Origin of the sequence: Nodosilinea nodulosa PCC 7104 (assembly GCF_000309385.1) — a bacterium.
Taxonomy (GTDB): domain Bacteria; phylum Cyanobacteriota; class Cyanobacteriia; order Phormidesmidales; family Phormidesmidaceae; genus Nodosilinea; species Nodosilinea nodulosa.
Map to the genome: position 1 here is coordinate 5136855 of NZ_JH976537.1, position 22317 is coordinate 5159171.

Consider the following 22317-nt stretch of genomic DNA (forward strand, 5'->3'; position numbering starts at 1 on the left):
GCGATCAACTCGGTGACACTAAAGCGACGGGCGTTTTTGCAGCAGACGGGCCTGGCTCTGGGGGCGCTAGGGTTGGGTGGAGCTGCGCTGCTAGCCAGCTCTGACCAGTACTACCAAGCCCTGGCCAAGCCCGCCCGCCGGAAGCTGGCCCTGCTAATTGGCATCAACGCCTATCCCGATCGCGTCCTGGACCCTGGCATCGCTCAAGACATTGCCCTCAAGGGCTCGCTCACCGACGTGGAGCTACAGCGGCAGCTGCTGGTGCATCGCTTTGGGTTTCAGCCGGGGGATGTGGTTGTCCTGACCAATCAGGACGCGACCCGTGAAAACATTCTGACCGCCCTCGACGAGCACCTGGTCTTGCAAGCCAAGGCCGATGACGTGGTGCTGCTGCACTTTAGCGGCTACGGCAGCCAGGTGCGGGTGGCCGAATCCACTGGGCTAAGCTCTACCCAAGCCGCCTGGGTCACGGTCGATAGCCGCCTGCCCAGCGAGATTAACCCGGCCCTGGGCGATCTGCTTGAAGCTGAGGTCATAGCCCAGCTTCGGCCCCTGGCCACCGCCAACCTGACCACCGTCATCGATGCCGGTAGCCAGGATGCAGGCTATCTGCGCTGGGGGAATTCTCGCGTCAGGTCGCGGCCAACGGTGCCGACGGGCCTGATGCTGTCGTCGGTGGCGCTAGACGCACCCTGGCCAGGGCTGGTGCTGCGGGCCGCCGAGATGGGGCGGCTGGTGTTAGAGAGCCAGTGGGAGGGCTTTAGCGCCGGGGTGTTTACCTACGCCCTGACCCAGAGCCTGTGGGAAGCAGAGCCTGACCCAACCCCCCAGGTCTTGCTGCAGCGCGCTGGGCAGCGGCTACAGCGGTGGGTGGGGGCCGACCAGCAGCCCAGCCTCAGCGATCGCCTCCCGTCCTCTCTCGCCCCAGTGGCCTATAGCCTGCCGCCCCAGCTGCCAGCGGCGGCGGGGGTTGTGCTGCCCAGCGGTGACACTCGCCCCCTGGCCGTTTGGCTGGGGGGCATGCCGTCCCAGGTGCTGCGCTACCTGCAGCCCGGCTCTCGCCTGATGGCCAAACCCGTTGCCGGGCAGGCGGTTTTGCTGAGTCTGGAGTCGCGCACGGGCCTCAAAGGCGTGGTTAAGCCCGTTGACAGCGAGGCCCTGTCGCTGACCGCCCTAGCCCGCCGTCCTATCTTCGAGCAGGTGCGGCGACTGCCCCAGGGAATTGATTTAATTGTGGCCCTCGACGGCCAGCTAAAGCGGGTCGAGCGAGTCGACGCGACCAGCGCCCTGGCGGGCATTCCGCTAGTGACCTCGGTCACCGCAGGCGAGAAGGCCGCCGACTGCCTGTTTGGCCGCCTGCCCATCGGCCCTTACCCCACCCTGACCGCCGCCCTGCCGGGAATGACAGAGGCAATGCCCAAATCCGGCAGCGATCGCCCCGCCGAGAGCAGCTACGGGCTATTTGCCCCCAACCGTACCCTGCTGCCCGGCACCATGCTGGCCAAAGACGAAGCGGTGAAAACAGCGGTCAACCGGCTTACCCCCTACCTGCAAACCCTGCTGGCCCTTAAGCTGGTGCGGCTGACCGAAAACCATGCGGCGTCCCAGGTGGGAGTTGCGGCGGTGCTAGAGGCCGTACAGCCTAAGCCCGGTGCGCTACAGGTTCAGACCACCGAGCGCAGTTCCGTCATCACCTGGCCGCTATCCATTCGGCAGGCCCAGAAGGCGGCCATTGCTGGCCCCATCATGCTGCCCCGCGATGGCCGAATCGGCTACCGCCTGGCCAATGCCTCAGCTCTGCCCCTGCACCTGCTGTGGATTAGCTTTGACAGCCGGGGCGAATGCAGGGCCTTGATGACCCTCCCCGATGAACTCGCCGCCGATGGCGCTGAAATTCCCCCGGCGGCAACGCCGCTGGCCCCGGGGCAGGTGCTTACTCTACCCGCCGATCGGGCTGGCTGGTCCATGCCTGGGGCGGCCATTTGGGTAGAGACCCACCTGATTTTCAGTACGCAACCCCTAGAGCGGTGTCTGGCGGTGCTGGGCAACAATCCCCCCGCGATCGGTACGGGTTTTCGCCCCGTGCGCCAGGCCCTGCGGCTGGCCCAGGCCCTGCTGCAAGATCTAAGCGCCGAGTCTACCGCCGACTCCTATGCCCTGCACCACGATCGCTGGGCCACCCTGAGCTTCCGCTACGACATCGGCTAGGGCGTCTCATCAATTCTCGCTGCGCTCCTGATTCCACCAGCGTTGCCAAGCCCGACCCGAACAACATGACAGCCCCTGGTACTCAAAGGCTGAAGTCCGCCCGCCGTGGCAAATCGCTCCCCTGCTCCCTCGCTCCCCTGCTCCCTCGCGGTTGGCCATAACCACCCCAGCGATGCGCCCAGTCTACTAGCCCCTTTCCCTAAACCCCCGGCCCAGCGGCTTGAGCCCACCAGGCTAGCCAATCAGCAGCCCGATGGCCCCACCCACGCCGAGGCCAGCCAGGACAGTAGCAACTAAGATAAGGCTGGTTTTACTGCCCTTGTTGTGGCGCAGCAGGCGATCGCCCAGGGCGGCTGTGGCCAGGCTGCACAGCACCGCCAGCCCCACGGCCATCAGGCTATAAAACACGACCTCCACCACGGCCCTGCCAATGGTGAGATTGTCGATGTTGTCGGTACCTAGATGATTGAGCGCCACGGAAAGCGCCACCGCCAGGGCCGTGCCCCCGATGAGATTGCCCAGCACCAGCAGATTGGCCGTCAGCCGCCGAAATCGCTGTAGCGCAGAGGGACCCGCCAGGGCCATGCTCTGGACAATGGCGCCCAGGGCCGCCCCAAGCCACACCCAGGGGCCAGCCAGGGCGGCCAAAATCATTCCGGCGGCGGCGTAGAATAGCCCGCACAGGAACCATAGCCCGGCAGAGGGGCGACGGCCATCGGAGCGGCCTGAACGGCGCTGGGGCCTGGGGCGGGCGGGGGCTGGGCGACGGCGACGCTGGGCTGGTGGGTTCATAGCAGACAGGCCATTGACCATAACATCCTAGGCTCTAGTTTGCCAGGAAGCGGAGCATTGTGCAGTAACCTGGTCATAATGCCGGGTCATTTTGTCAATGAGCGTTCCTTTTGTCGCGCTACTGCAAGGGTTGTTGGGTGCCTCTAGTCTGCTGGTGGGCTCGGCTCTAGGAATTTCCTGGCGGCCAGCGCGATCGCTCACCGCCGCCATCATGGCCTTTGGCAGCGGCACCCTGCTTTCCGCCATCGCCTTCGACATCACGCTGCCCGCCTACAAAAGCAGCGGCTTTTTGCCCCTGGTGGTGGGGTTTGCCCTGGGCGGCAGCCTGTTTACCGTCATCGTCAACTATATCGACAACCAGGGGGGCTTCATTCGCCACTCCTCGTCGTCGCGGCGCTTTCTCTACCACCACCGCCAGGACGAAGCCTCAGAGGTGCTCGATCGCATTGGCCACATTGAGGTGCTCCACAGCCTCTCTCCCGGCGAAATGCAGGCGATTATTCCGCTGCTCAAGCCGCTCCAGGTCGAGCCGGGCACCGTGCTGTGCCTGGAGGGCGCCCCCGGCGACTCGATGTTTTTAATTGTGGAAGGGGAAGCCGAAATTTTGAAAGGCCCGCAGCGCCTGGCCACCCTGGGCGCTGGGGAAATGTTTGGCGAAATGGCCCTGCTGACCGGCGAAGAGCGATCGGCCACGGTGCGAGCGCTCTCCCCCATGGAGCTGTACGAGCTGGATAAGGCTGACTTCGACGCCATGCTCACCTACGCCCCCCAGCTCTCCAGCGGGCTGAGCCGCATTCTGGCCCGGCGGCTGCGGGAAACCACCCAGTCGACCACCAAGCCCGTTCTGGTGGATGACGACCACTGGCGGCGGCAGGTGCTCGACAGCGTGGAGGTCGATATCCCTATCTCTGAGCAGCAGTTTAAAGAACTGGCCCAGAGCTCCGCCCCCCTGGCCATTCTGGTGGGCACCCTGATCGACAATATCCCCGAGTCTCTGGTAATTGGCTTTAACGCCGGTATGGGCCACACGGGCGGGTCGTTTTTAATGGCGGTGTTTATCTCCAATATTCCCGAGGCCATGTCTAGCTCCATGGGCATGCGCCAGGCGGGCACCTCCGCCCGGCGGATTTTGGCCCTCTGGTGCGGGGCGGTGCTGCTCAGCGGGCTAGCGGCCATGGTGGGAGGCCTGATGGTCAACGTCGCCACCGACTGGATGCTGGCGGTGGCCCAGGCGACAGCAGGGGGGGCCATTCTGGCTATGATTGCTAGCACCATGATGCCTGAGGCCTACGAAATGGGGGGTGGCTCGGTCACGTTTTCCACCATTGCCGGATTTTTAGTCAGCTTCTGGATGTCGTCGTCGAACTATTAAACAAACAAGGACGTGGAGGAAACTGGAGCAACACCAGCGAGGGTATCGCCTGGGTTCTGTTTACCTCAACAGTACCGTCTAATACAAAATCCGATTTGGTAAACCCCGATTCACAATCAGAAACCTCGTAGGGACGTAGCATGCTAAGTCCCTACAAATCGGGTGCAACCAAATAGGACTCTGTATAGTTTTCACCCTGCTGCTAACGCGGATCGCAGGGAATCACCGGTTTCGCCTGGGCCTGGTAGGCCTTCAGATCGTCGATCAGCGCTGCGACGGCGGCATCGTCTGCGGACAGGGGGATCAGCAGCGTCAAGATGGTGTCCATCTCTTCCGCGGAAAGATAGCTGGCGCAGCCGCTGCTAAGGGGCACAGGCAGGCTGAGGCCGTGGGTTTCGGCCACACTGACCAGCCGATCGGTCGCTTCTAGCGGAATGACAATAACCATTTCAGGCTCCTGGGCGATCGCAACACAGTCAGCATGGGCAGCGGCCTAGCCCTTGCTCACCAGCACTGGTTTCGGCTGCGCCTGCCGGTCAAACAAAAAGCGCGGCCAAAGCACCGATTTGAAAATCAGCCACAGCGACTGCAACTCGTTGGGCGAACAGCGGCTGCCCCACTGGCCTGGGCGACAAAACAGCAGCTCGGTGAGCTGGCGCTCCTGGGCCAGCTCCAGCGGGGCAAACGCCACGGTGATAACGGGAACGCCCTCCTGCAATCGAGCCTGGGTCACCGTTCCCGACAGGCGTAGATTTTCATCCACCAGGGCGATCGCCACCGTCTGCGCCATCAGATGGGCGGGGTCCACCTGTCCCGCTTTGGTCAGCGAGATCTCGGCCCCAACTTCGGCAATCATGGTGGTCACGCCCCAGAGTTCGGGCTGCTCTGCCCCCGCCGCTACAACTTTGGCAATGCGCTGCACGTTAAACCACTCGTAGGGGCTGGGCCGCGGGGCATCCAGCAAAATCAGCAGGGCCAGGGCCAGCATGAGCAAATTGTAGGCGCTCCAGAGCCAGCTAATCCCCAGGCCCCGCCAGTGATCCCCAGGTTTGTCCATGGTCATCAGACAGTGGCCCAGGTTAATCCACAGGCTGAGGGCGGTCAGCCCAAACACCAGCACCAGGGGCCAGGCCAAAGACCAGTTGAAGTGGTAGCGATCGCTGGCCGTGCCCTTGGGCGTCACCTTAAAGCCCTTGCTGAAGGGGCGCAGCATCACCTGAAACACCGTTATCGCCAAAGGGAAGGCCAGCACCAGCGAGTAGACGTCTGAGAGCAGGGCCGAGCGCGATCGGTAGTTGAGCCAGGAAAAGACGCTGAGCTGCACCAGGTAAAACGGCAGAAAGACGTACAGCAGCTCCGACTGGCTGGCCCGCAGGGGAATCACCCCCAGAAAGGCGTAGGCCAAGGGCATCAGCAGGAAACCCACCCGGGCAATGCTGCTAAACCAGTGAATCAACCCCTCAAAGTAGGCCAGCCGCTGAATCGGCGACAGGCCGGGAATAGTGACCGGGTTGGACTGAATAAAAAAGGCCTGGAGCGTGCCCTGCTCCCACCGCACCCGCTGGAGGGCGTGGGAGGCAATGTTTTCGGCGGCCAGTCCGGCGCTGAGCTTCTCGTTCAGGTAGACCAGGCGATACCCCTTTGCCGCCAGCTGAATGCCGGTAAAAAAGTCTTCGCTGACGGCCTCGGTGACAAAGCCGCCAATCTCCTCCAGGGCCGAGCGGCGCACCACAAAGGAGGTGCCCGCGCAGACCACGGCCCCGGCCCCGTCGCGCACCCGCTGAATCTGGCGGTAAAACACCTCTTCTTCGGGGGTGAGCACGTCTTCTAGGCCCAGGTTGCGGGCGATCGGGTCGGGGTTGTAGAAGCTTTGGGGAGTCTGCACCAGCGCCACCTGGGGATCTTGAAAAAAGCCCACGGTGCGGGTGAGAAAGTTTTTGGTGGGCACAAAGTCGGCGTCGAACAACACCAGCAGCTCGCCCTGGGTTTGGGGAATGGCGTGGTTGAGGTTGCCCGCCTTGGCGTGGCGGTTGTCGGGGCGGGTCAGGTACTCGCAGCCCAGCTCCTCGGCCAGGGCCTTGATGGCGGGGCGGCGGGTGTCGTCGAGCAGGTACACGGTTTTGGGCGCGTACTCCATGGCCTGGCAGCCAATAATGGTGCGCCGCAGAATAAATTCTGGCTCGTCGTAGGTGGGAATCAGCACCGCCACCGAGGGACAGTATGCGCCGCTGCTGACCACCTGAGCCAGCTGCTCGGCCACCCGGCTGCGATCGCGCACCCGCAGCAGCAAAAAGAGCTGCACCAGGCCGCTGAACAAAATCAGCAGCTCCAGGGCAAACAGCCCCAGGCTAAAGACCCCGTTTAGGGGCGTACTCAGGTTGAGCGTGGAGGTGGTGCGCCAGATCAGGTATCGCACCGTCAGCACGGCTAAAATGACCACGACAGTAGTGCGCGACCAGGCGGTGGGCTGGGGCGAGACCCACATGATGCCCCACACCACGGCCATTAGCGCCGTGGCCCAGTAGAGGAAGTAATGTCCCACGGCCATTGGGGTCATGGCCCAGACCGGCGGGTGCTGTTGCAGCTGGTCGAGCTGGGCAAAGATGGTGGTGATGGCCCCGTTTCCCGCAAACCAGGCGATCGCGATCGCCGCCGCCGCAACGAGGGTGCCAAGCATAAGCAGAGTGGCTAGCCGGGGCTGAAACGGACTCCGTTCGATGGGTGCAGATGTCATAGTGGAAACCCGATAGGTTAACCGCCTCGTGGGCTAGCGTGCGAAAAGGCAATCTCTTCGCACCATCGCCGCATCGCCTAAACCTGAGGTGAGAGATAGCTGACAGTTCGATGAGAAACCCGTCTCACCCCCGACTCACCACTGACCACCACGGTTTTTTTATGACTCAGCCTAGTCAACCCCAGCTTGGCTGTCTGCCTGAAAAAATCGGCACTGCCACCCCTGCCGAGGTCGAACTTAGATTGCAATATCGCTTGAATCTGCTTTTTCTAGACAGACTACACCAACGCGCCCCGCACCGAAAGGCGCCGCCGCCGCGACTGCATTTGGGAAACAGCGCTCCCCCGATCTGCCCTACCCCTCTGGCTCCTCTGGCGGCAGTTCGGGGGGCAAAGCGTCCAGCAGGTTAGCCTTAGACGCCTTCAGATCTTTCCAGAGGCGCTTGATTTCGTCGTAGGCATCGTGGGCCGACATCTTGCCGCCGGTTTCTAAATTGCACACAAAGGAAACCCGCTGGGCAAACTCCTGCAGGTTGGCGTTAAAGGCCAGCTGCTGCGGCGTAAACTCGCCCCAGTACTTGCTGCGAGGAAAGAGAAAATTTTCCTTTGAAGACGGTTGTTTGTCTGTCATGGCACCAGCAGGTGGAGGGCATAGCTTTTAGATTACATTAGATAAATTTTTATCGGGCGTCGCTGGCAAAGTGGACGGAGTATTCTGCGACACCAGCGAAGGGCCAGTTATAGCCATAGTCACGTTGGTTAAGAGATCCAGAAACCCTATGAACGTTCAAACGTTTGAACGTTCATAGGAGACCTGTCTTAACCAGATTGGCTACAGCTATAAAGGCAGTTAAGGATTTGTGGGCTGCGCTCTAGCCCGCCGAATCAGCCTGGGGAGCCAGCCAGTTCTGAAGTTGCGCGATCGCCTCTTGGACCGTACCTGCGATCGCCACGGGGCCGGTGGCCAAACTCTGCCATAGGGCAGCGGCATTGGGCGGCATGGCCATGAGAATTACAGGTCGCTGGGCCTTGAGGGCCAGGGCGATTTCAGAGGCGGTACCGGGGCCTAGCCCACAGGCGACCACGGCCCGACTCGACAGCACATTGACGGCGTTGCGGGCATCGCCCAGCCCCGTCACAATGGGAATGTCAACGGCGTCTGACATTTCGGCCCCGTCAGCGGACGGCAGCACCCCGATGGTCAACCCGCCTGCGGCTTTGGCGCCCCGGCAGGCCGCCGCCATCACCCCCACGGCCCGGCCGCCCGTCAGCACAACCCATCCGGTAGAGGCCATGGCATAGCCCAGGGCGTAGGCTGTCTCTAGGTGGGCGGGGGTCGCCGTGGCCCCTGGCCCCATAATGCCGACAATAATTCGAGCCATAGGGTTATGGTTATTGGCCTTTCTGCAAAAAAACTTGACGATTTATCGCCACCACCGCCGGGTGCTGTCGTTTAGATTAGGTTAACCAATGCCGCAAATTTGGGTACGGTAAACCCATTCTCGAGTCTGTACCGCTGCCTGCTCCTGCGTTTGATTTTTTGCCGTGCGATTCACCGTGTCATGCCTGGGGAGTTTACGTTCTGCGCTGGGGCACCGGGGCGGCAGCTGGTTGCTCACCAGCGCGCTGGTAGCGGGCGGCCTGGCGTTTAGCCCCCGAGTTTTGGCGGCAGAGTCAATCACGGTGCGCCTGGGGCGGCTTTCCCAAACGGTGAGTCTAGATGACTTGCAGAGTTTTGCGGCCACCGGCGAGGTGCCCGGTTCGCTGCGGCTGTATCGCCCGCTGCTCAACGCCAGCGTGCGCCAGGCCCTGGAGGGTGAAATCAGCCTGGAACCCGAAGTGGGGGAGGTGATTTTAGACGAAATTTTGCACACCTCCAGCGGCGCGCAGCTGCTGGATACCCTCAAGGCGATCGCCCCCAACCTGACGCCCTCGGATCTGCGCATTACTCTGAAGCAGGTGTCGGAGACCGAGAGCGGGCTGACGCTGCTGAGTATTCTGCGGGCCATGCCCCAGGACACCCTGGAAATTAATGTGGGCACCCTGCTCACCCTGGCGTCTCAGTTTCGCCTGGCCCAGCTAGAGAGCAAGGCTCTCAGCCGGGTGCTGCGCAAAGATCCAGCGGCTGAGGCCGCCGAGCCAGCCCCCTTGCTGGGCATCGACCCCTTCTCCACCGGCCCCTCGGCGGTGGAGCGGTGGGAGCTGGTGCTGCACGACCACAGCCGCGATCGCAGCATTCCGATCGACATCTACTGGAGCCGAGACACCCACGGCCCGCTGGTGGTAATCTCCCACGGGTTTGGGGCCGATCGCCGCTTTTTTGCCTACCTGGCCCGGCACCTGGCCTCCCACGGGCTGACGGTGGTGGCGGTAGAGCACCCCGGCAGCAACGTGTCTGCCCTGCTGTCGCTGCCCAAGGACGGCCTGCCCCCCGCCTCCCACAGCCGCATTTTGCCCGCCACCGAGTTCCTCGATCGCCCCCGCGACATCAGCTTTGTGCTAGATCGGCTGGAGAAAATCAACCTGTATTCCTACAGCCTGCGCGATCGCCTCAACACCAAGCAGGTCACCTTCATTGGCCATTCCCTGGGGGGCTACACCGGCCTGGCCCTGGCCGGGGCTGCCCTCGATCTGCGATCGCTTGAGCCCTACTGCAAGACCCTCAGCCCGGTGAATGTCTCCCCCGCCGACTGGTTCCAGTGCGCCGCCCTCGACCTGCCGGTGAAATACGCCAACCTGCGCGACGACCGCATTACCCAGCTCATTGTGGCCAACCCCCTAACCGGCCTGCTGTTTGGCGAAGCCGGGCTGAGCCGGGTCCGGGTGCCAACCATGGTGCTAGCCGGTACCCACGACACCGTTACCCCAATGGCCAGCCAACAGCTGCGGCCCTTCATGCAGTTGCCCGTCGACAAATACCTGATCACCGTCGTGGGTGGATCGCACCTGAGCGTGGGCGACCCCAACAACCTCAACGCCGACCTGGGCCGCATCCCCTTCATGCCGGCTCTGCCCGATGTCACCACCGCTCCCCTGCGCATTTATCTACAGGGGGTCAGCCTCAGCTTCATCATGCAGCAAACCTCCGAGGCGGAGGCCTACGCACCGGCCCTCAACCCGGCCGTGGCCCACGCTTTTTCGACCACCAACCTATCACTGCGCCTCAGCCAAACCGTACCCGAGGGGCTAGCCAGCTGGCCCCGGCTCCGCCAGGGCGGCCTGCACAGTCAGGAGGGTCTGCTCAGCTATCTGCCCTCGCTGCTGCACCTGGAAGGGATAGCCATTCAAGATCAGCTCCAGATGCTCCAGCGGCAGATGGTGGTCTATCTGCGCCATACGCCGCCCTCTTTAACAGCGGTGTACTGGCCCTTTTTGGGGGCGCAGTCGCCGATGCAGGCCAACCAGCCCAACCATCGCTCGACCACCCCGCAGTAGCAGGGCTATTTTTGGGGGGCGCCTAGTCTTGGGAACTCATGGTAAATCCGTCGGGCATGATGGTGCCGTGGACGTCGGTGCGCCGCAGATTGGTGTAGTCGAGCTTGGCGTTGATCATCACCGCATCGGTCAGATCGGCCCCGCTTAGATTTGACCAGCTCAGGCGGGTGCGGTACAGGGTGGCGCCGCGCAGGTTGGCCCCGCGCAGCGAGCTCCAGCTCAGGTTGGCCCCGCGCAGGTTGGCGCGGGAAAAGTTGACGTTGACCAAATTGGTGCTCGACAGCTTAGCCCGGCTCAGATCGGCGTCTTGAAAGTCGACGCCCTCTAAGGTCGCTCCGGTCAGCACCGCCCCTATTAAAACGGCATTTTTCAAAATGGCTCGATTCATCAGGGCGCTGGTCAAATTGGCTTGCTCCAGGTTGGCCCCTTCCAGGTCGGTAGCCAGCAGGCGACCCCGGCTCAGGCTAGCCTCGGTGAGCACGGCCTGCCTGAGGGTGGCGTGGTCGAGCACAGCTTCGTTGAGGTTGGTTTCGCGCAGAATGGCCTGGCTTAGATCGGCCCGCGCCAGATTGGCGCTGCGCATGCCCGCCTCGCTTAGGTCGGCTCCTACCAGGGAAGCATCGGCTAAATCGGCTCCAATCAGGTTAGCTAAGGTGAGCGTGGCCTGACCAAAGTTGGCGTCGGTTAGCTTGGCTTCGCGAAAGTTGGCCCCCACCAGGGTAGCCCCAGAGAAATTGGCATTTTGCAGATTGGACTGCCGAAAGTTGGCGCCGCTGAGGTTTTGCTGGCTCAGATCTGCCCCAATCAGCTGAATACCGCGAAAGTCTCGCTCCCCATTGGCGTAGCGCTCTAGCAGATCGGCGGCGGTGATCTCCGCAGGTAAATTTGGGGGCTGAGAAGGGGAAGGGGGGTTGTCCAAGAGGTTCCTCAACGGTGACGATAATGAGGGATGGCGGATATTCAGGAAAGCCAAAGTATACCTAGCTGGTCTAATCTGTACTGGCAAAAATGCAATACGGGCAAAAACGCAATGCCACAGGATGTTCTAGGATAACCAGGAGACTGTTTTTGGTAAATGCGAAGACTGATTCTGGACTGATTAACCTTAGCAGGTCCGAATCCGCGCCGCGATCGCAGCTGAGCTCGCCTTTGCCTGATCTACAGTCCAAGGCCTTCGCCAGTACTAAGCCTATCTGAGGCCGCCGCCACTGGCTAGGGTGTTAGGCCAGATGGCGCGCTAGCCGACCTGGAGCGGATAGGGGCAATGCTGTCGCCCTAGGACTGCTGGGCGGAAATCAAGCCACCGTTCCAACCGCCCCGGCTCCCTAGCCCCCCTGCTCCCTTGCCATCGGCCATAGTCTAGAAACCTATGCCGCAGTCTACTAGGCTAAAGATGGCGGCGCCGAGACAGCCGGGTCTGGCCCTCATCTCCGGCGCGGGGACGGCCACTGAGCAAAACTCTAAACCCGTGCCAGATATTGTCTTGTTGTAGTCTGTTGTCTTTGGGTCTGACCTATGCCCCGATCGCTGCTCACTCTCCTGCGTCGTCGCGCGTTTTGGCTGGCGCTGCTGCTCACGGTGTGGCTGCTGTGCAGCGGCCAGGCCCAGGCTGGGCCGCTGGCCGCTCGCCTGGCCAACTTCCCGGCCTGGGACAGCAAACCCACCCTCGCCGCCGCCCAGGGCGACCTGAGCTATCCCGACTGGCTGCGGGGCGAATGGCAGCTCACCAGCACCCTGGTCGACATGGCGGCCCCCCTGGCCCCCGACCTAGTGACTCCCGGCTTTGAGGGCAATCGCGATCAGCTGGGCAAGCCGGTCACCTGCCCGGTCAGATTTGTGGCTGTGGCCCCGCGATCGCAGGGGCTCATTCCCGCGATCGCGGGGCCACCCCAGACCGTAGCCGATCGCGCCTTTAACGGGCTGAGTATGGCCCGCGCCTACCTGGGCGATGGCGCCATTAAAACGGTGAAGGTCGACCCAGCCAACCCCAACCGCCAGATCACGCGGCTGAGCGACAACCGCCTGCTAGAGTCGACCGTGACGGCCCGGGCGGTTGAAACCGCCGCCGAGTCGTTTATTGCGGTGGAGCGGTTTCAGCAGGTATTTCGGGGCGGGGCAATTCCCTATTTCAACGAGGTAGAAACCACCACCGCCTACCGCCCAGCCAGCGGCGAGCCCGAGGGCTCCCGCGTGGTTGCCGACCAGGTTACGGCGGTGTATCTGTCCCCCCAAGATCCAGATTTTCTCAAGGCGCAAAACCGGCCCGTGGCCCTCTACCGCTATCGCCTGGAGCTGGTGATGCAAACTTAGGTTAACGGCTGCTTCTGTAGACAACCAAATAGCAGTAGCATGACAAGTTGATGGGCGGTTTCACACGCTCTGGCCGCATGTGAGCATATTTGACGCCAATAGCAGACGTTTGCAGCTGCGCACTCCATAGAAATCTAGTTAGAGTGTTTCCGCTAAATGCCCATCCGGGGTTTAGCCGCTATCGGCTTAGCGGGCTGAGTTTGCGCCCCCAACCCGGAGGCCTTTTGGGCAAATTGCTTGAGGCAAATGCTTTTTAGAGGGATTGTTTTTTGCCTCAATCTGGTTCAGCCCTCAGGGGCCTGCCCAGGTAAACGCAGGCTTGCTTGAGGGAATACTTTAGTCGCTTTAAAACTCTTTCTTCAAAACTCTTTTTTGCCTGGGCCGCCGCTGCTAACCCCCCTGAGATACCAGCGGTTCTGTCCCGGTGCTGCGGGCTAAGAGCTGATAGTTTTTCGACAGCTTTGGGTCTGGCCTAGGCGTCCTGTGGGTTTGTTTAGGTTCGAGCTTGCCTCATTTACGGTCGCCTAATTTACATTTCTTGGGAGATCACCCCATGCTAAGTCCTCTGCTCAGTCAGTCCCCGCCCAGTGCAGCTAAGCCCTACCGGGTGGCGATCGCCGGTACCATTACCAACGCCCTTACCGGCGACGTTATGCCCCAGGCGGTAGTGCGCATCACCGCAGCTCCTGCCACCTTTATCGAAGGGTTGGCGGCCCTTTTTGTGGCGGCGATCGCCCAGCGCGCCGACCTCCAGGCCCGCTACAGCGATCTCATCGCCGCCTGGCATCGATCCCCGGCTCCCCTAGCGGCAACGCAGCTGCTGCTCGATCGCCTCAGCGACTCCCTATCCCTGGTCCGGCCTGACCAAACTCGCAGCGGCGGTGACGGCCACTACTGCTTTTTCGATCTGCCCCCCGGTCGGTACAGGCTCACCGCTACCTATACGCTGCCCAACCACTGCTGCGGCATGACCACAACCGCCGTAGAAATTGCCCAGAGCGATCGCAGGCTTGCCTTTGCCGAGGTCGACATAGCGGTTCGGCTGGCGCCCAACCCTTGCCCCCTGCTGGTGGTAGCGCCGGATCAGAGCCGACCGTGGGGCCATCCCCCAGAGACTCTAGCGCCCGGCGGCCAGGCCGCCCCGGCCAAAACGCTGGCGGCCCAGCCTAGGGTTGGAACGCTGTCTCGTTAAATAGGGCCAGGGCGGTGCGCCAGACCAGGTAGCCATTCTGGTTCAGGTGCAGCCCATCGGTGGTGAGGTCAGCCCGCAGATAGCCGTCGCCGTTGACAAACAGCGGATACAGATCGAGGTAGTCGGCCCCGGTTTCGGTGGCTACGGCCTTGAGCTGGGTATTGACCGTGCGAATGCGATCGGGGGGAATGGCCATCAGGCGATCGCGCCCTTCCCAGGTGGCCGCCGCGCCGCCGTGGGGCAAAATCGACTGCACCACCACCCGCGCCTGGGGGTGGGTCTGGTGTAGGTAGGTCACCATCATGCGCACGTTGTAGACCAAATCGGCCTCCGAGCCGCCCCAGATCAGGTCATTTATGCCCACCATGATGAACACTTCCTCAGGCGAGGTTTTGTCGAGCAGGTAGAGGCGATCGCGCAGCCCCCCCGACTTTTCGCCTGAAATCGCCTGGTTGAGCCAGGTTCTACGCCCCGGCAGCATACTGGCCGGAAACCAAAGGGTGAGCGAGTCGCCCAGCAAAATAGTCTGCCGCGGGGCATCGTCGGCCACCATGGCGTCGGCTTCTGCCCCCAGCAGCGCGACCCAGTGCTCGTAGTCGAGGCTGCGGCGCGATCCTGGGTCTGGCTCAGGGGGCGCCGCTGGAGCATACTGGTCGGCCGCAAAGGCGTTAGCCTGGGGCAGCACCGCCTCACCGGTATGGCCCAGCTGCCGCAGCATAACCACCAGGGTGATGAACAGCAGCCCGTTCATGACCAGGGAAAGCAGCGCCCAGGGGGGCACCCCCTGCAGGTGGCTCAGTGCCGAGCGAAGCTGAGGATAGGGTTGAAGCGGAGAGGCCACGGCAATAGTCCTACAAACCTGGAGTCAGAAAACCTGCGCTCCTGATGGGTCAAATTGTAGATAGATTTTCCCCGACGAACCACTCTTGCGACGAGGTTTTTTTATCCGCCCCACATGTGCCGTTCAATCGGTGCGGCCCAACCGGCTATACGTTGAAGCGAAACAGCATGACGTCTCCCTCCTGGACCACATACTCTTTGCCCTCGCTGCGCACCTGGCCCTTGTCCTTGGCGGCAGCCATCGAACCCGCTGCCACCAGGGCGTCGTAGGCCACGGTTTCAGCCCGAATAAAGCCCCGCTCAAAGTCGGTGTGAATCACCCCAGCGGCCTGGGGGGCGACCATGCCTGCGCGAATGGTCCAGGCGCGGGTTTCCTTGGGGCCAGTGGTGAAGTAGGTGCGCAGCCCCAGCAGCTCGTAGGTAGCCCGAATCAGGGTCTTGAGGCCCCCCTCTTCGACCCCCAGGGCCTCCAGAAAATCCTTGCGCTCAGCGTCGTCGAGATCGACCAGCTCCGACTCTACCTGGGCCGAAATCACCACCACCTGGGCCTCTTCTTCCGCCGCTACGGCCCGCACCTGCTCGACCCAGGCATTGCCGCCCGCCAGGTCGTCCTCAGAGACGTTGGTGGCGTAGATGATAGGCTTGCGGGTGAGCAAACCCAGGGGTTTGATAATGGCTTCGGCCTCGTCGTCGAGATCGACCTGGCGGGCGGTTTTGCCCTCGTTGAGCACCGGCAGAATTTTTTCCAGAATGGCCAGCTCGGCCTGGGCCTCTTTGTCGGCTCGGGCCAGTTTGCGCACCCGATCGACGCGGCGCTCCAGCTGGGCCAGGTCTGACAGGGCCAGCTCCAGGTTGATTACCTCAATGTCGCGCACCGGGTCGACAGAGCCGGAGACGTGGATGATGTCGTCATCGTCAAAGCAGCGCACCACGTGGACGATCGCATCCACCTCGCGAATGTTGGCCAAAAACTGGTTGCCCAGTCCTTCCCCCTGGCTGGCCCCCTGCACCAGGCCGGCAATATCGACAAACTCAACTCGGGCGGGCACGGTCTCGGCGGAGCTAGACAGGTCGGCCAGCACCCGCAGGCGGTCGTCGGGCACCGCCACGATTCCCACGTTGGGTTCGATGGTGCAAAAGGGGAAATTGGCGGCCTGGGCCTTGGCGTTGGCCACCACGGCGTTGAACAGGGTAGATTTGCCAACGTTGGGAAGCCCAACAATGCCAGCTCGTAACATGGGGTAACTCTAGCTCGGGTAAACAGGGGCAAAAAAAGCGGCGGGCGATCGCCCAGCCTGGGGCCGCCCGCCCAGTTGTTAAGCCTGGCGGCGGCAGCACCTATCTAGCATAGGAGAGGATGGGGCCATTGCGGAGGGGTTGCTATACCCTTAAAGCTGAGGAAAACAGTGATCCGCAGACGGGTCAGAGAAAGGTGAAGCTATGGCTGGCAGCAAAGGTTTGGGGTGGTATCGGCGAGGCATGGTCGCTCTGGCGGCGGCAACAGTGGTGCTGGGGGCGGCGGGGTGTAGCACCCTGGGGCTGTCGCGATCGCCTCAGGGAACTGACGAAATGAAAAGTCAGTACGTCGACAGCGGCTTTCGCGGCGATACGCTGGTGAGCCGCATGAAGCCAGTCAGCCTGCGCCTGCAAAACGGCTGGCAGGCGGCCCCCACCGGCACCCTCCACCCCAGCGCTGACCTGGAGGCCTACAACCCCGACCAAAACATGTTTTTGGTGGTGGTTGGCGAAAGCCGTGCCGCCGTTGCCCAGGGCAACCTGGACGATCAGGCCAATATCTACCTGCAAATTCTCAAGGGCGGCCTGAGCCAGGTGACCAACCAGGAGCGCACCGACGTAGACCGGGTAAATAGCTTCCCGGCGGTGCAGTACAAGGTGCGCGGCGACGTGGGCCAGCAGGCCGTAGCCTACCTCCACACCACCGTAGAAATGGGTGAAGACTACTACCAGGTGGTAGTGTGGACCCCCGACGATCAGCGCCTGACCAATGCCGATGCCATGCAGTCGATAGTGCAAGAATTTCGGGCTACTCAGCCTTAAGCGCTGCCATTCTGTGGCCTAATAGAGTCTGTGGCCCTGGGCGTACGACACCCAAGGCCCCAAAACAGGCCCTAGACCAAGGACATCATTGCCATGCTGCGCTGGCTCACCGCACCGCTTTTCTCCAGGCTCATTCTCCCCAGCGCCGTGCTGCGCCTGGGCCAGGGGATGGCAATCGCCTGCGCTGCCCTGGTTCTCTGGCTGGGTTTAGGCGGGCAACCCATGGCCCTAGCTGGCCTCACCGACGACAACTACGACGGCAATATTTTTGCCCTCTACGCCGGCAATGGGTCGCTGGTGCCTCCCAAGGTCAGCCTGGAGCAGTCGCTGCGCTACGGCAAGCCTGCCCTGGTGGTGATCTACGTTGACGACAGCAGCGACTGCAAGAAGTTTGCCTCGGTGATCTCCCAGCTTCAGGCCCCCTACGGACGGGTGACCAACTTTATTCCCATCATGGCCGACTCAATTCCGGTCAAAGATTCCTACGAACCTAGCGAGCCGGGCTACTACTTCAAGGATGCCGTACCCCAAACCCTGATCTTTAACGCCCGGGGGGAGCTGGTGTTCAACGAAATTGGCACGGTTCCCTACGAGGCGATCGACGACGTGATGCGGGAGGTGTTTGACCTGCTGCCCCGCACCGAGTCGGAAGAGCTGCGCCGCCGCCCCATTAATGAGGTGAACAGCGAGTTAGTTCCAGAGGAGCAATAGCTTGTCAGGACAGGTGACACTATGGGTCCTAATCTGAGATTTTGGTTTTGGGACGAGTGCTATCCCCAGAACCACTATGACTCGCTGGCGGGAACTCCGGCCCCGCTGCCTTCGATCCGCACCAGTTGCTGATAGGAACTGGGCTTGTCGCCCACCGTAGCGCCGCCGTTGAGCATGCCCTGCATACTGGGCTCAAAGAAGGTGTAGGGAAAGCGGGCCTCGGGACGACTGACCTGATCCAGCCGCTGCAGAAGCTCGGCAGGAATCTCAAAATCTAGCGCGCCCAGATTGTCCTCCAGCTGGTGCAGTTTCGTCGCGCCAATGATGACGGAGGCCACCGCCGGACGGTTCGCCACCCAGTTCAGCGCTACCTGGGCCATGGAGCGATCGAGTTCCCTGGCGACCGATTCCAGCTCCGCCACGATCGCCCAATTTTTCTCGGTGAACTTGTTGAAGGCGGGGTTGCCGCTGTCGGCTAGGGTAGCCAACCGGCCCGAACCCTCACCGCCCTGCTCCGACGGCCTGTACTTGCCCGACAGCAGGCCGCTGGCCAGGGGCGACCAGACCATGATGCCCGTGTCCAGAGCCTTAGCCATGGCGGCGTACTCAAACTCAATATTGCGCTCGGCCAGGGAATATTCGAGCTGCACGGTGCTGAGTGGTTCCCAGTGGCGCTCCTTCGCCAGGGTTTGGGCCTGGGCCACGTACCAGGCCGGAGCGTCCGACAGCGCCACGTAGCGCACCTTGCCCGATCGCACCAGGTCATCCAGCGTGCGCATCACCTCTGCGGCGGGCGTCACCTGGTCCCAGGTGTGCAGCATGTAGACATCAATGTAGTCGGTGCCGAGGCGCTGCAGCGAGCCTTCCACGGCGCGGAGAATATTCTTGCGCCCGTTGCCGCCCGCGTTGGGGTTGCCGGGCTCGGCGTTGTAGCTGAACTTGGTGGTGATGACAACGCGATCGCGCGACTTGCTCTCGCCCACAAACTTGCCCAGCAGGCGCTCGCTGTTGCCGTTGGTATACATATCGGCGGTGTCGAGAAGGTTGCCCCCCGCCGCCAGGTAGGTGTCAAAAATCTGGCGGGCGCTGGCCTCATCGGCCCCCCAGCCCCAGTCGTCGCCAAAGGTCATGGTGCCCAGCGCCAGACGGCTGACCTTGAGCCCAGTATTGCCCAGAGTGTAGTAATCCATCGGTGGCCTCCTGTATTGCAATGAACGGTGAATGCCGTGTCACTGGCTTACAATCACTACTATCGGGCAACCCGCAAATTTACTCTTGTAGCCTATTGCTGAGTTTTGGTACAAAATTGCGCCTGGTTTGAGGTCGTCCTGTGCAAAGCCAGATCACCTACGTCGACAGCGACACCCTCACGCCAAACTCCGAGATCACGGCGGGCAGAATTTTGGTGTCGAGCCAAGACCTGGCCTGGGACGGCCTCTATATCGAGAAAGGCGAAAACGAGGGCTTTACCCCCGACGATGTCACCGTCACCCAGCACTACTTCGCCATGAACGCTGGCCCCGCCTTCGACTGGGAGTGGAAAGACGGCAGCACCTTCAAGACCCACCGCTACGAAACCGGCGACCTGTGGGTGAACCCGGCGGGTACCCCCTTCTCCCACCGGATCAGCGGCTACAACCAGTTTGTGCTGCTCACCCTCGACCCCAACAAGATTCTGGAGCTACGGCCCGATGTTCAAGGACCGGCCCTCAAGGGCCAACGCCCCCTGCTAGCCCAACCCTATTTTCGACGGCAGCACCAGGCCCAGGATCGCCACCTGCAAGCGCTGATTCAAACCCTGCTGGTGGAGGCGGAGATGGGCGGGCCCAACGGGCGACTGTTTGCCGATACGCTGACGACCGCGATCGCCACCCACTTCGTCAATCACTACAGCCTTGATACCCCTGTCTGGCCCCAGCTTTCACCCATAGAGCGGCAGCGCTTGGGCCGGGTAATGGACTACATAGAGGCCTACCTGACCGATGACCTGACCCTGGCCGATCTGGCCCTCCAGGCCGGGTTGAGCAAGTTTCATTTTTCCAGACTATTCAAAGACGCCACTGGCCTGACGCCCCACAAGTATGTGCAGCAGCGCCGGATTGAGCGAGCCGCCCAGGTATTGCTGCGGAGGGAGGGCGCGATCGCGGCCGTCGCGGCCGATTTTGGCTTTGCCGATCAATCCCACTTCACCCGCGTGTTTAAGCAGGTCAAAGGGCTGACTCCAAAGCAGTTTTTACATCACAGCAGATAGGTCGTCTGGCCTGTCTACCGAGGACCAGTCCTATTGTTGGGTTACTTTTTGCACCAAAGGACGAAACACCTCTACCTGGGAAGCCTGAGCCGCTGCCAGGGTTGGATAGGGCTGGCGGCTGTAGTCTACTCCCACCCTCAGCGGAAAAGGCTCCACGTCATCCAGCGGCACCCAGGTGGCCCCGGCGGCCTGCGCGATCGCCCACACCGCCGCAATATCCCAAATTTTTGGCGTCGCCTCTACCGCCCCGATCGCCCAGCCCGCCCCCACCAGCAGCAGATTGTAGGCCGCCGAGCCCAGCATGCGAATTTTGCAGGGGAAGGGGTTCTCCAGTACCGAGGTGCTGCGGGCGCAGAGGCTAAAGAACTGGGTTTTGTCGGGATTGGCTTCGCTGGTGCGGATGGGGCGACCGTTGCAGTAGGCTCCGCTGGGCATTTCCAGACCGCTTTCTCCTGGCCAGTAGCCGTAGAAGGATTGGGCTAAGGGCGGCATGGCCACGTAGCCAAACACAGGGGTGCCCCGGTACAGCAGCCCCAGCGAAATGCCCCAGACGGGAATGCCACGGGTGAAGTTGGTGGTGCCGTCGATGGGGTCGATAATCCAGCACCAGTCGGTGGCGGGGAAGATGTGCTCGACTTCCTCGCTGAGTACGCCGTGTTCAGGAAAGTTTGCCTGGATGGCCGCCCGCAGGGTGTCGTCAGACCAGCGATCGCACCGCGTCACCAGGCTGCCATCGGCCTTCAAGTCGGCCTGCACCTGGCCAAAGTCTTCGAGCAGCCGATGCCCGACGGTAGTTGTCGTCGCCTCGGCAAAGGCCAGCACCTCGTCCCAAAACTGAGTCATGGTCAATCCATATCGCTTTCCAGGGCAGCGGTGATTGCCGCCTTGGCATTGGCCTGAAACTCTTGAATATCGACTCGGCTGAGCAGCGCGATCGCCACCATCATCCCCAGGGCTTGCAGGGTAAAAACCAGCCCGTAGGCCAGAAACGCCTGGGGCTGACCGACTTCGGCCGCGCCGCTAAACGCCCTGAGAATGGCACGACCCAGATCGAGCACGCCGCCGCCGAGAACCGTGGCGCTACCTCGGGCGATCGCCTGGGCCAGCCCCCAGGCCCCAATAAAGGTGCCCGCCGTTTCGGCCACGGTCAAATCCAGCATTAGCACGATCGCCCCCAGGGTGAGAATGCCGGAGGCAATGCCAAAGCAAAACACCGCCGACAGCAGCACCGTCGGGTTCCCGGTCAGCCCCGAAAGGGTAATGCCCAGCAGGCACACCGCCGCCCAGCTACAGCCCACCACCACCGTGCGCTTTTTGCCGATGCGGGGCACCACCAGCCAGCCGGTGGTAATAATGCCCAGCAGCGTGCCCATGCCAAAGGCGGCGTTGAGCTGGGTGGTTTCGGCAATGGTCATGCCAAACACCTCGCCGCCGTAGGGTTCCAGCACCGCATCCTGCATAAACAGGCTGAGGCTGAGCACCATCAAAAAGGTAAAAAACAGTCCGGTCTGGCGGCTGGCAGTGAGAATTTTGAGGGCGCGGCCCAGGGTGAGGCTGTCTTCGCGATCTCTGAGGGATGACCGGCTCCTGAGCCGAGAGTACTTCTTCTCAATTCCCGCCGTGCTGAGAAACGCCAGCACGCACACCACCGCCGGGGCAATCACAAACAGCCGGTTCACCAACGCCTGCACCTGTTCAATCGGCGCGTTCAGCTCAATCGGCTTCAGCACAATCGAGGTGATAATTACTCCGGTGATGATACCCACCATCAGCATGGCCCAGCCGATGCCCACCAGGCGCGATCGCGAGTCTTCGTCCGACACATCCACCAGCAGGGCCGTAAACGGCGTGGAAGTGGCGCTCAGGGCCAGCCCATAGACCGCAAACAGCAGCCCCAGCAGCCCCACCCAGGGGTACACCGCTGGCCCCCAGCCGCCCTCGGCAATGCGATCGCCAATCTGCCACACCACCTGCAGGGCGCAAAACGCCGTCACCGCCACCGACCCAATGCCCAGCCAGATGTAGCCGCTGCGGTGGTAGCCAAACAGGGGGCGGGAGTCCGACATCTGGCCAAACCAGACGCGGGCAGGGGCCATGAACTGGTGCACCGCGATCGCCCCCGCCGCCACCAGCGCTGGCACCCGCAGCTCTTCAATCATTACCCGGTTGAGCACCCCCAGGGTGAGCAGCGACATAATGCCCAGGCCCATGTTAAACACCCCCAGGCGCAGCATGGTCAGAATGCTGAGGTTGGGTTTAGTCGAAGTTGACGAGCCAGGGGCCGGAGGCGAGACATCAGGGCTAGTCATTGGTGCATCCAAAAGGCTTTGAAAGTACTTCTCAAGGAATAGTAATACCTTAGACCAGTGCCGGTCACCGTAGGCGATCGGCCAAAAAAGAACCCAGGCCAGGCCC

19 protein-coding genes are annotated in these 22317 nt (G+C 62.1%); 8 read left to right on the plus strand and 11 right to left on the minus strand.

The features are described 5' to 3' along the window. Positions 1-12: 12 nt before the first annotated feature. The gene (locus tag LEPTO7104_RS0123830) at positions 13-2208 is read left to right on the plus strand and encodes a caspase family protein (RefSeq protein WP_196358145.1); all 2196 of its coding nucleotides are present in this window, start codon (positions 13-15) and stop codon (positions 2206-2208) included. Positions 2209-2442: 234 nt separating this feature from the next. On the opposite strand, the gene LEPTO7104_RS0123835 is transcribed toward LEPTO7104_RS0123830, so the two are convergent. Next, the gene (locus LEPTO7104_RS0123835; protein WP_155523747.1) at positions 2443-3000 is read right to left on the minus strand and encodes a hypothetical protein; all 558 of its coding nucleotides are present in this window, start codon (positions 2998-3000) and stop codon (positions 2443-2445) included. Positions 3001-3097: 97 nt separating this feature from the next. Here LEPTO7104_RS0123835 and LEPTO7104_RS0123840 point away from each other — a divergent pair, with 97 nt between their 5' ends. Beyond that, positions 3098-4372 (plus strand): cyclic nucleotide-binding domain-containing protein, encoded by a 1275-nt coding sequence (locus tag LEPTO7104_RS0123840; protein ID WP_017301106.1) that lies wholly within the window; start codon positions 3098-3100, stop codon positions 4370-4372. 202 nt (positions 4373-4574) lie between these two features. On the opposite strand, the gene LEPTO7104_RS0123845 is transcribed toward LEPTO7104_RS0123840, so the two are convergent. The 4 genes from LEPTO7104_RS0123845 to LEPTO7104_RS0123860 form a co-directional block, all read right to left on the minus strand. Further along, positions 4575-4820: a hypothetical protein gene (locus tag LEPTO7104_RS0123845; protein WP_017301107.1), complete on the minus strand. Its 246-nt coding sequence runs from the start codon at positions 4818-4820 to the stop codon at positions 4575-4577. A 45-nt stretch (positions 4821-4865) separates the two neighbouring features. Further along, positions 4866-7106, minus strand: a complete 2241-nt coding sequence (locus LEPTO7104_RS0123850) for a glycosyltransferase (RefSeq protein WP_026073022.1) — start codon at positions 7104-7106, stop codon at positions 4866-4868. A 354-nt stretch (positions 7107-7460) separates the two neighbouring features. Beyond that, positions 7461-7736: a DUF7219 family protein gene (locus LEPTO7104_RS0123855; protein WP_017301109.1), complete on the minus strand. Its 276-nt coding sequence runs from the start codon at positions 7734-7736 to the stop codon at positions 7461-7463. 241 nt (positions 7737-7977) lie between these two features. Continuing rightward, positions 7978-8487 (minus strand): SLOG cluster 4 domain-containing protein, encoded by a 510-nt coding sequence (locus tag LEPTO7104_RS0123860; protein WP_017301110.1) that lies wholly within the window; start codon positions 8485-8487, stop codon positions 7978-7980. Positions 8488-8650: 163 nt separating this feature from the next. Between LEPTO7104_RS0123860 and LEPTO7104_RS35070 the strand changes: the two genes are divergently transcribed. Beyond that, positions 8651-10540: an alpha/beta hydrolase gene (locus tag LEPTO7104_RS35070; protein ID WP_083887127.1), complete on the plus strand. Its 1890-nt coding sequence runs from the start codon at positions 8651-8653 to the stop codon at positions 10538-10540. Between the two features lie 22 nt (positions 10541-10562). Here the strand turns inward: LEPTO7104_RS35070 and LEPTO7104_RS0123870 are convergent, their stop codons facing one another. Further along, on the minus strand, positions 10563-11459 hold the full coding sequence (locus tag LEPTO7104_RS0123870) for a pentapeptide repeat-containing protein (RefSeq protein ID WP_017301112.1): 897 nt from the start codon (positions 11457-11459) through the stop codon (positions 10563-10565). Positions 11460-12055: 596 nt separating this feature from the next. Between LEPTO7104_RS0123870 and LEPTO7104_RS0123875 the strand changes: the two genes are divergently transcribed. Both LEPTO7104_RS0123875 and LEPTO7104_RS0123880 read left to right on the plus strand, forming a co-directional pair. After that, positions 12056-12850 (plus strand): DUF6816 family protein, encoded by a 795-nt coding sequence (locus tag LEPTO7104_RS0123875; RefSeq protein WP_017301113.1) that lies wholly within the window; start codon positions 12056-12058, stop codon positions 12848-12850. 553 nt (positions 12851-13403) lie between these two features. After that, positions 13404-14042 carry a carboxypeptidase-like regulatory domain-containing protein gene (locus LEPTO7104_RS0123880; RefSeq protein WP_017301114.1) on the plus strand — a complete coding sequence of 213 codons (639 nt, stop codon included), beginning with the start codon at positions 13404-13406 and terminating at the stop codon, positions 14040-14042. On the opposite strand, the gene LEPTO7104_RS0123885 is transcribed toward LEPTO7104_RS0123880, so the two are convergent. Next, positions 14017-14883 (minus strand): GDSL-type esterase/lipase family protein, encoded by an 867-nt coding sequence (locus LEPTO7104_RS0123885; protein WP_017301115.1) that lies wholly within the window; start codon positions 14881-14883, stop codon positions 14017-14019. The two genes, LEPTO7104_RS0123880 and LEPTO7104_RS0123885, sit on opposite strands and share 26 nt — an antisense overlap. Before the next feature lie 145 nt (positions 14884-15028). Then, positions 15029-16120 (minus strand): redox-regulated ATPase YchF, encoded by a 1092-nt coding sequence (gene ychF / locus LEPTO7104_RS0123890; RefSeq protein WP_017301116.1) that lies wholly within the window; start codon positions 16118-16120, stop codon positions 15029-15031. A gap of 202 nt (positions 16121-16322) precedes the next feature. Here ychF and LEPTO7104_RS0123895 point away from each other — a divergent pair, with 202 nt between their 5' ends. Then, complete coding sequence (locus LEPTO7104_RS0123895; RefSeq protein ID WP_155523748.1) at positions 16323-16940, plus strand: hypothetical protein; 618 nt, start codon at positions 16323-16325, stop codon at positions 16938-16940. A gap of 93 nt (positions 16941-17033) precedes the next feature. Continuing rightward, on the plus strand, positions 17034-17651 hold the full coding sequence (locus tag LEPTO7104_RS0123900) for a thylakoid membrane photosystem I accumulation factor (protein ID WP_017301118.1): 618 nt from the start codon (positions 17034-17036) through the stop codon (positions 17649-17651). 74 nt (positions 17652-17725) lie between these two features. On the opposite strand, the gene LEPTO7104_RS0123905 is transcribed toward LEPTO7104_RS0123900, so the two are convergent. Further along, positions 17726-18841 carry an aldo/keto reductase gene (locus LEPTO7104_RS0123905; protein WP_017301119.1) on the minus strand — a complete coding sequence of 372 codons (1116 nt, stop codon included), beginning with the start codon at positions 18839-18841 and terminating at the stop codon, positions 17726-17728. Positions 18842-18981: 140 nt separating this feature from the next. On the opposite strand from LEPTO7104_RS0123905, the gene LEPTO7104_RS0123910 reads away from it, so the two are divergent. After that, positions 18982-19902 carry an AraC family transcriptional regulator gene (locus LEPTO7104_RS0123910; protein WP_017301120.1) on the plus strand — a complete coding sequence of 307 codons (921 nt, stop codon included), beginning with the start codon at positions 18982-18984 and terminating at the stop codon, positions 19900-19902. Between the two features lie 30 nt (positions 19903-19932). Here LEPTO7104_RS0123910 and LEPTO7104_RS0123915 read toward each other — a convergent pair whose 3' ends face one another. Both LEPTO7104_RS0123915 and LEPTO7104_RS0123920 read right to left on the minus strand, forming a co-directional pair. Next, entirely contained in the window at positions 19933-20745 is an 813-nt protein-coding gene (locus LEPTO7104_RS0123915; RefSeq protein ID WP_017301121.1) for an inositol monophosphatase family protein, read from the minus strand. Between the two features lie 2 nt (positions 20746-20747). Then, entirely contained in the window at positions 20748-22211 is a 1464-nt protein-coding gene (locus tag LEPTO7104_RS0123920; protein WP_026073025.1) for a BCD family MFS transporter, read from the minus strand. Positions 22212-22317: the final 106 nt, after the last annotated feature.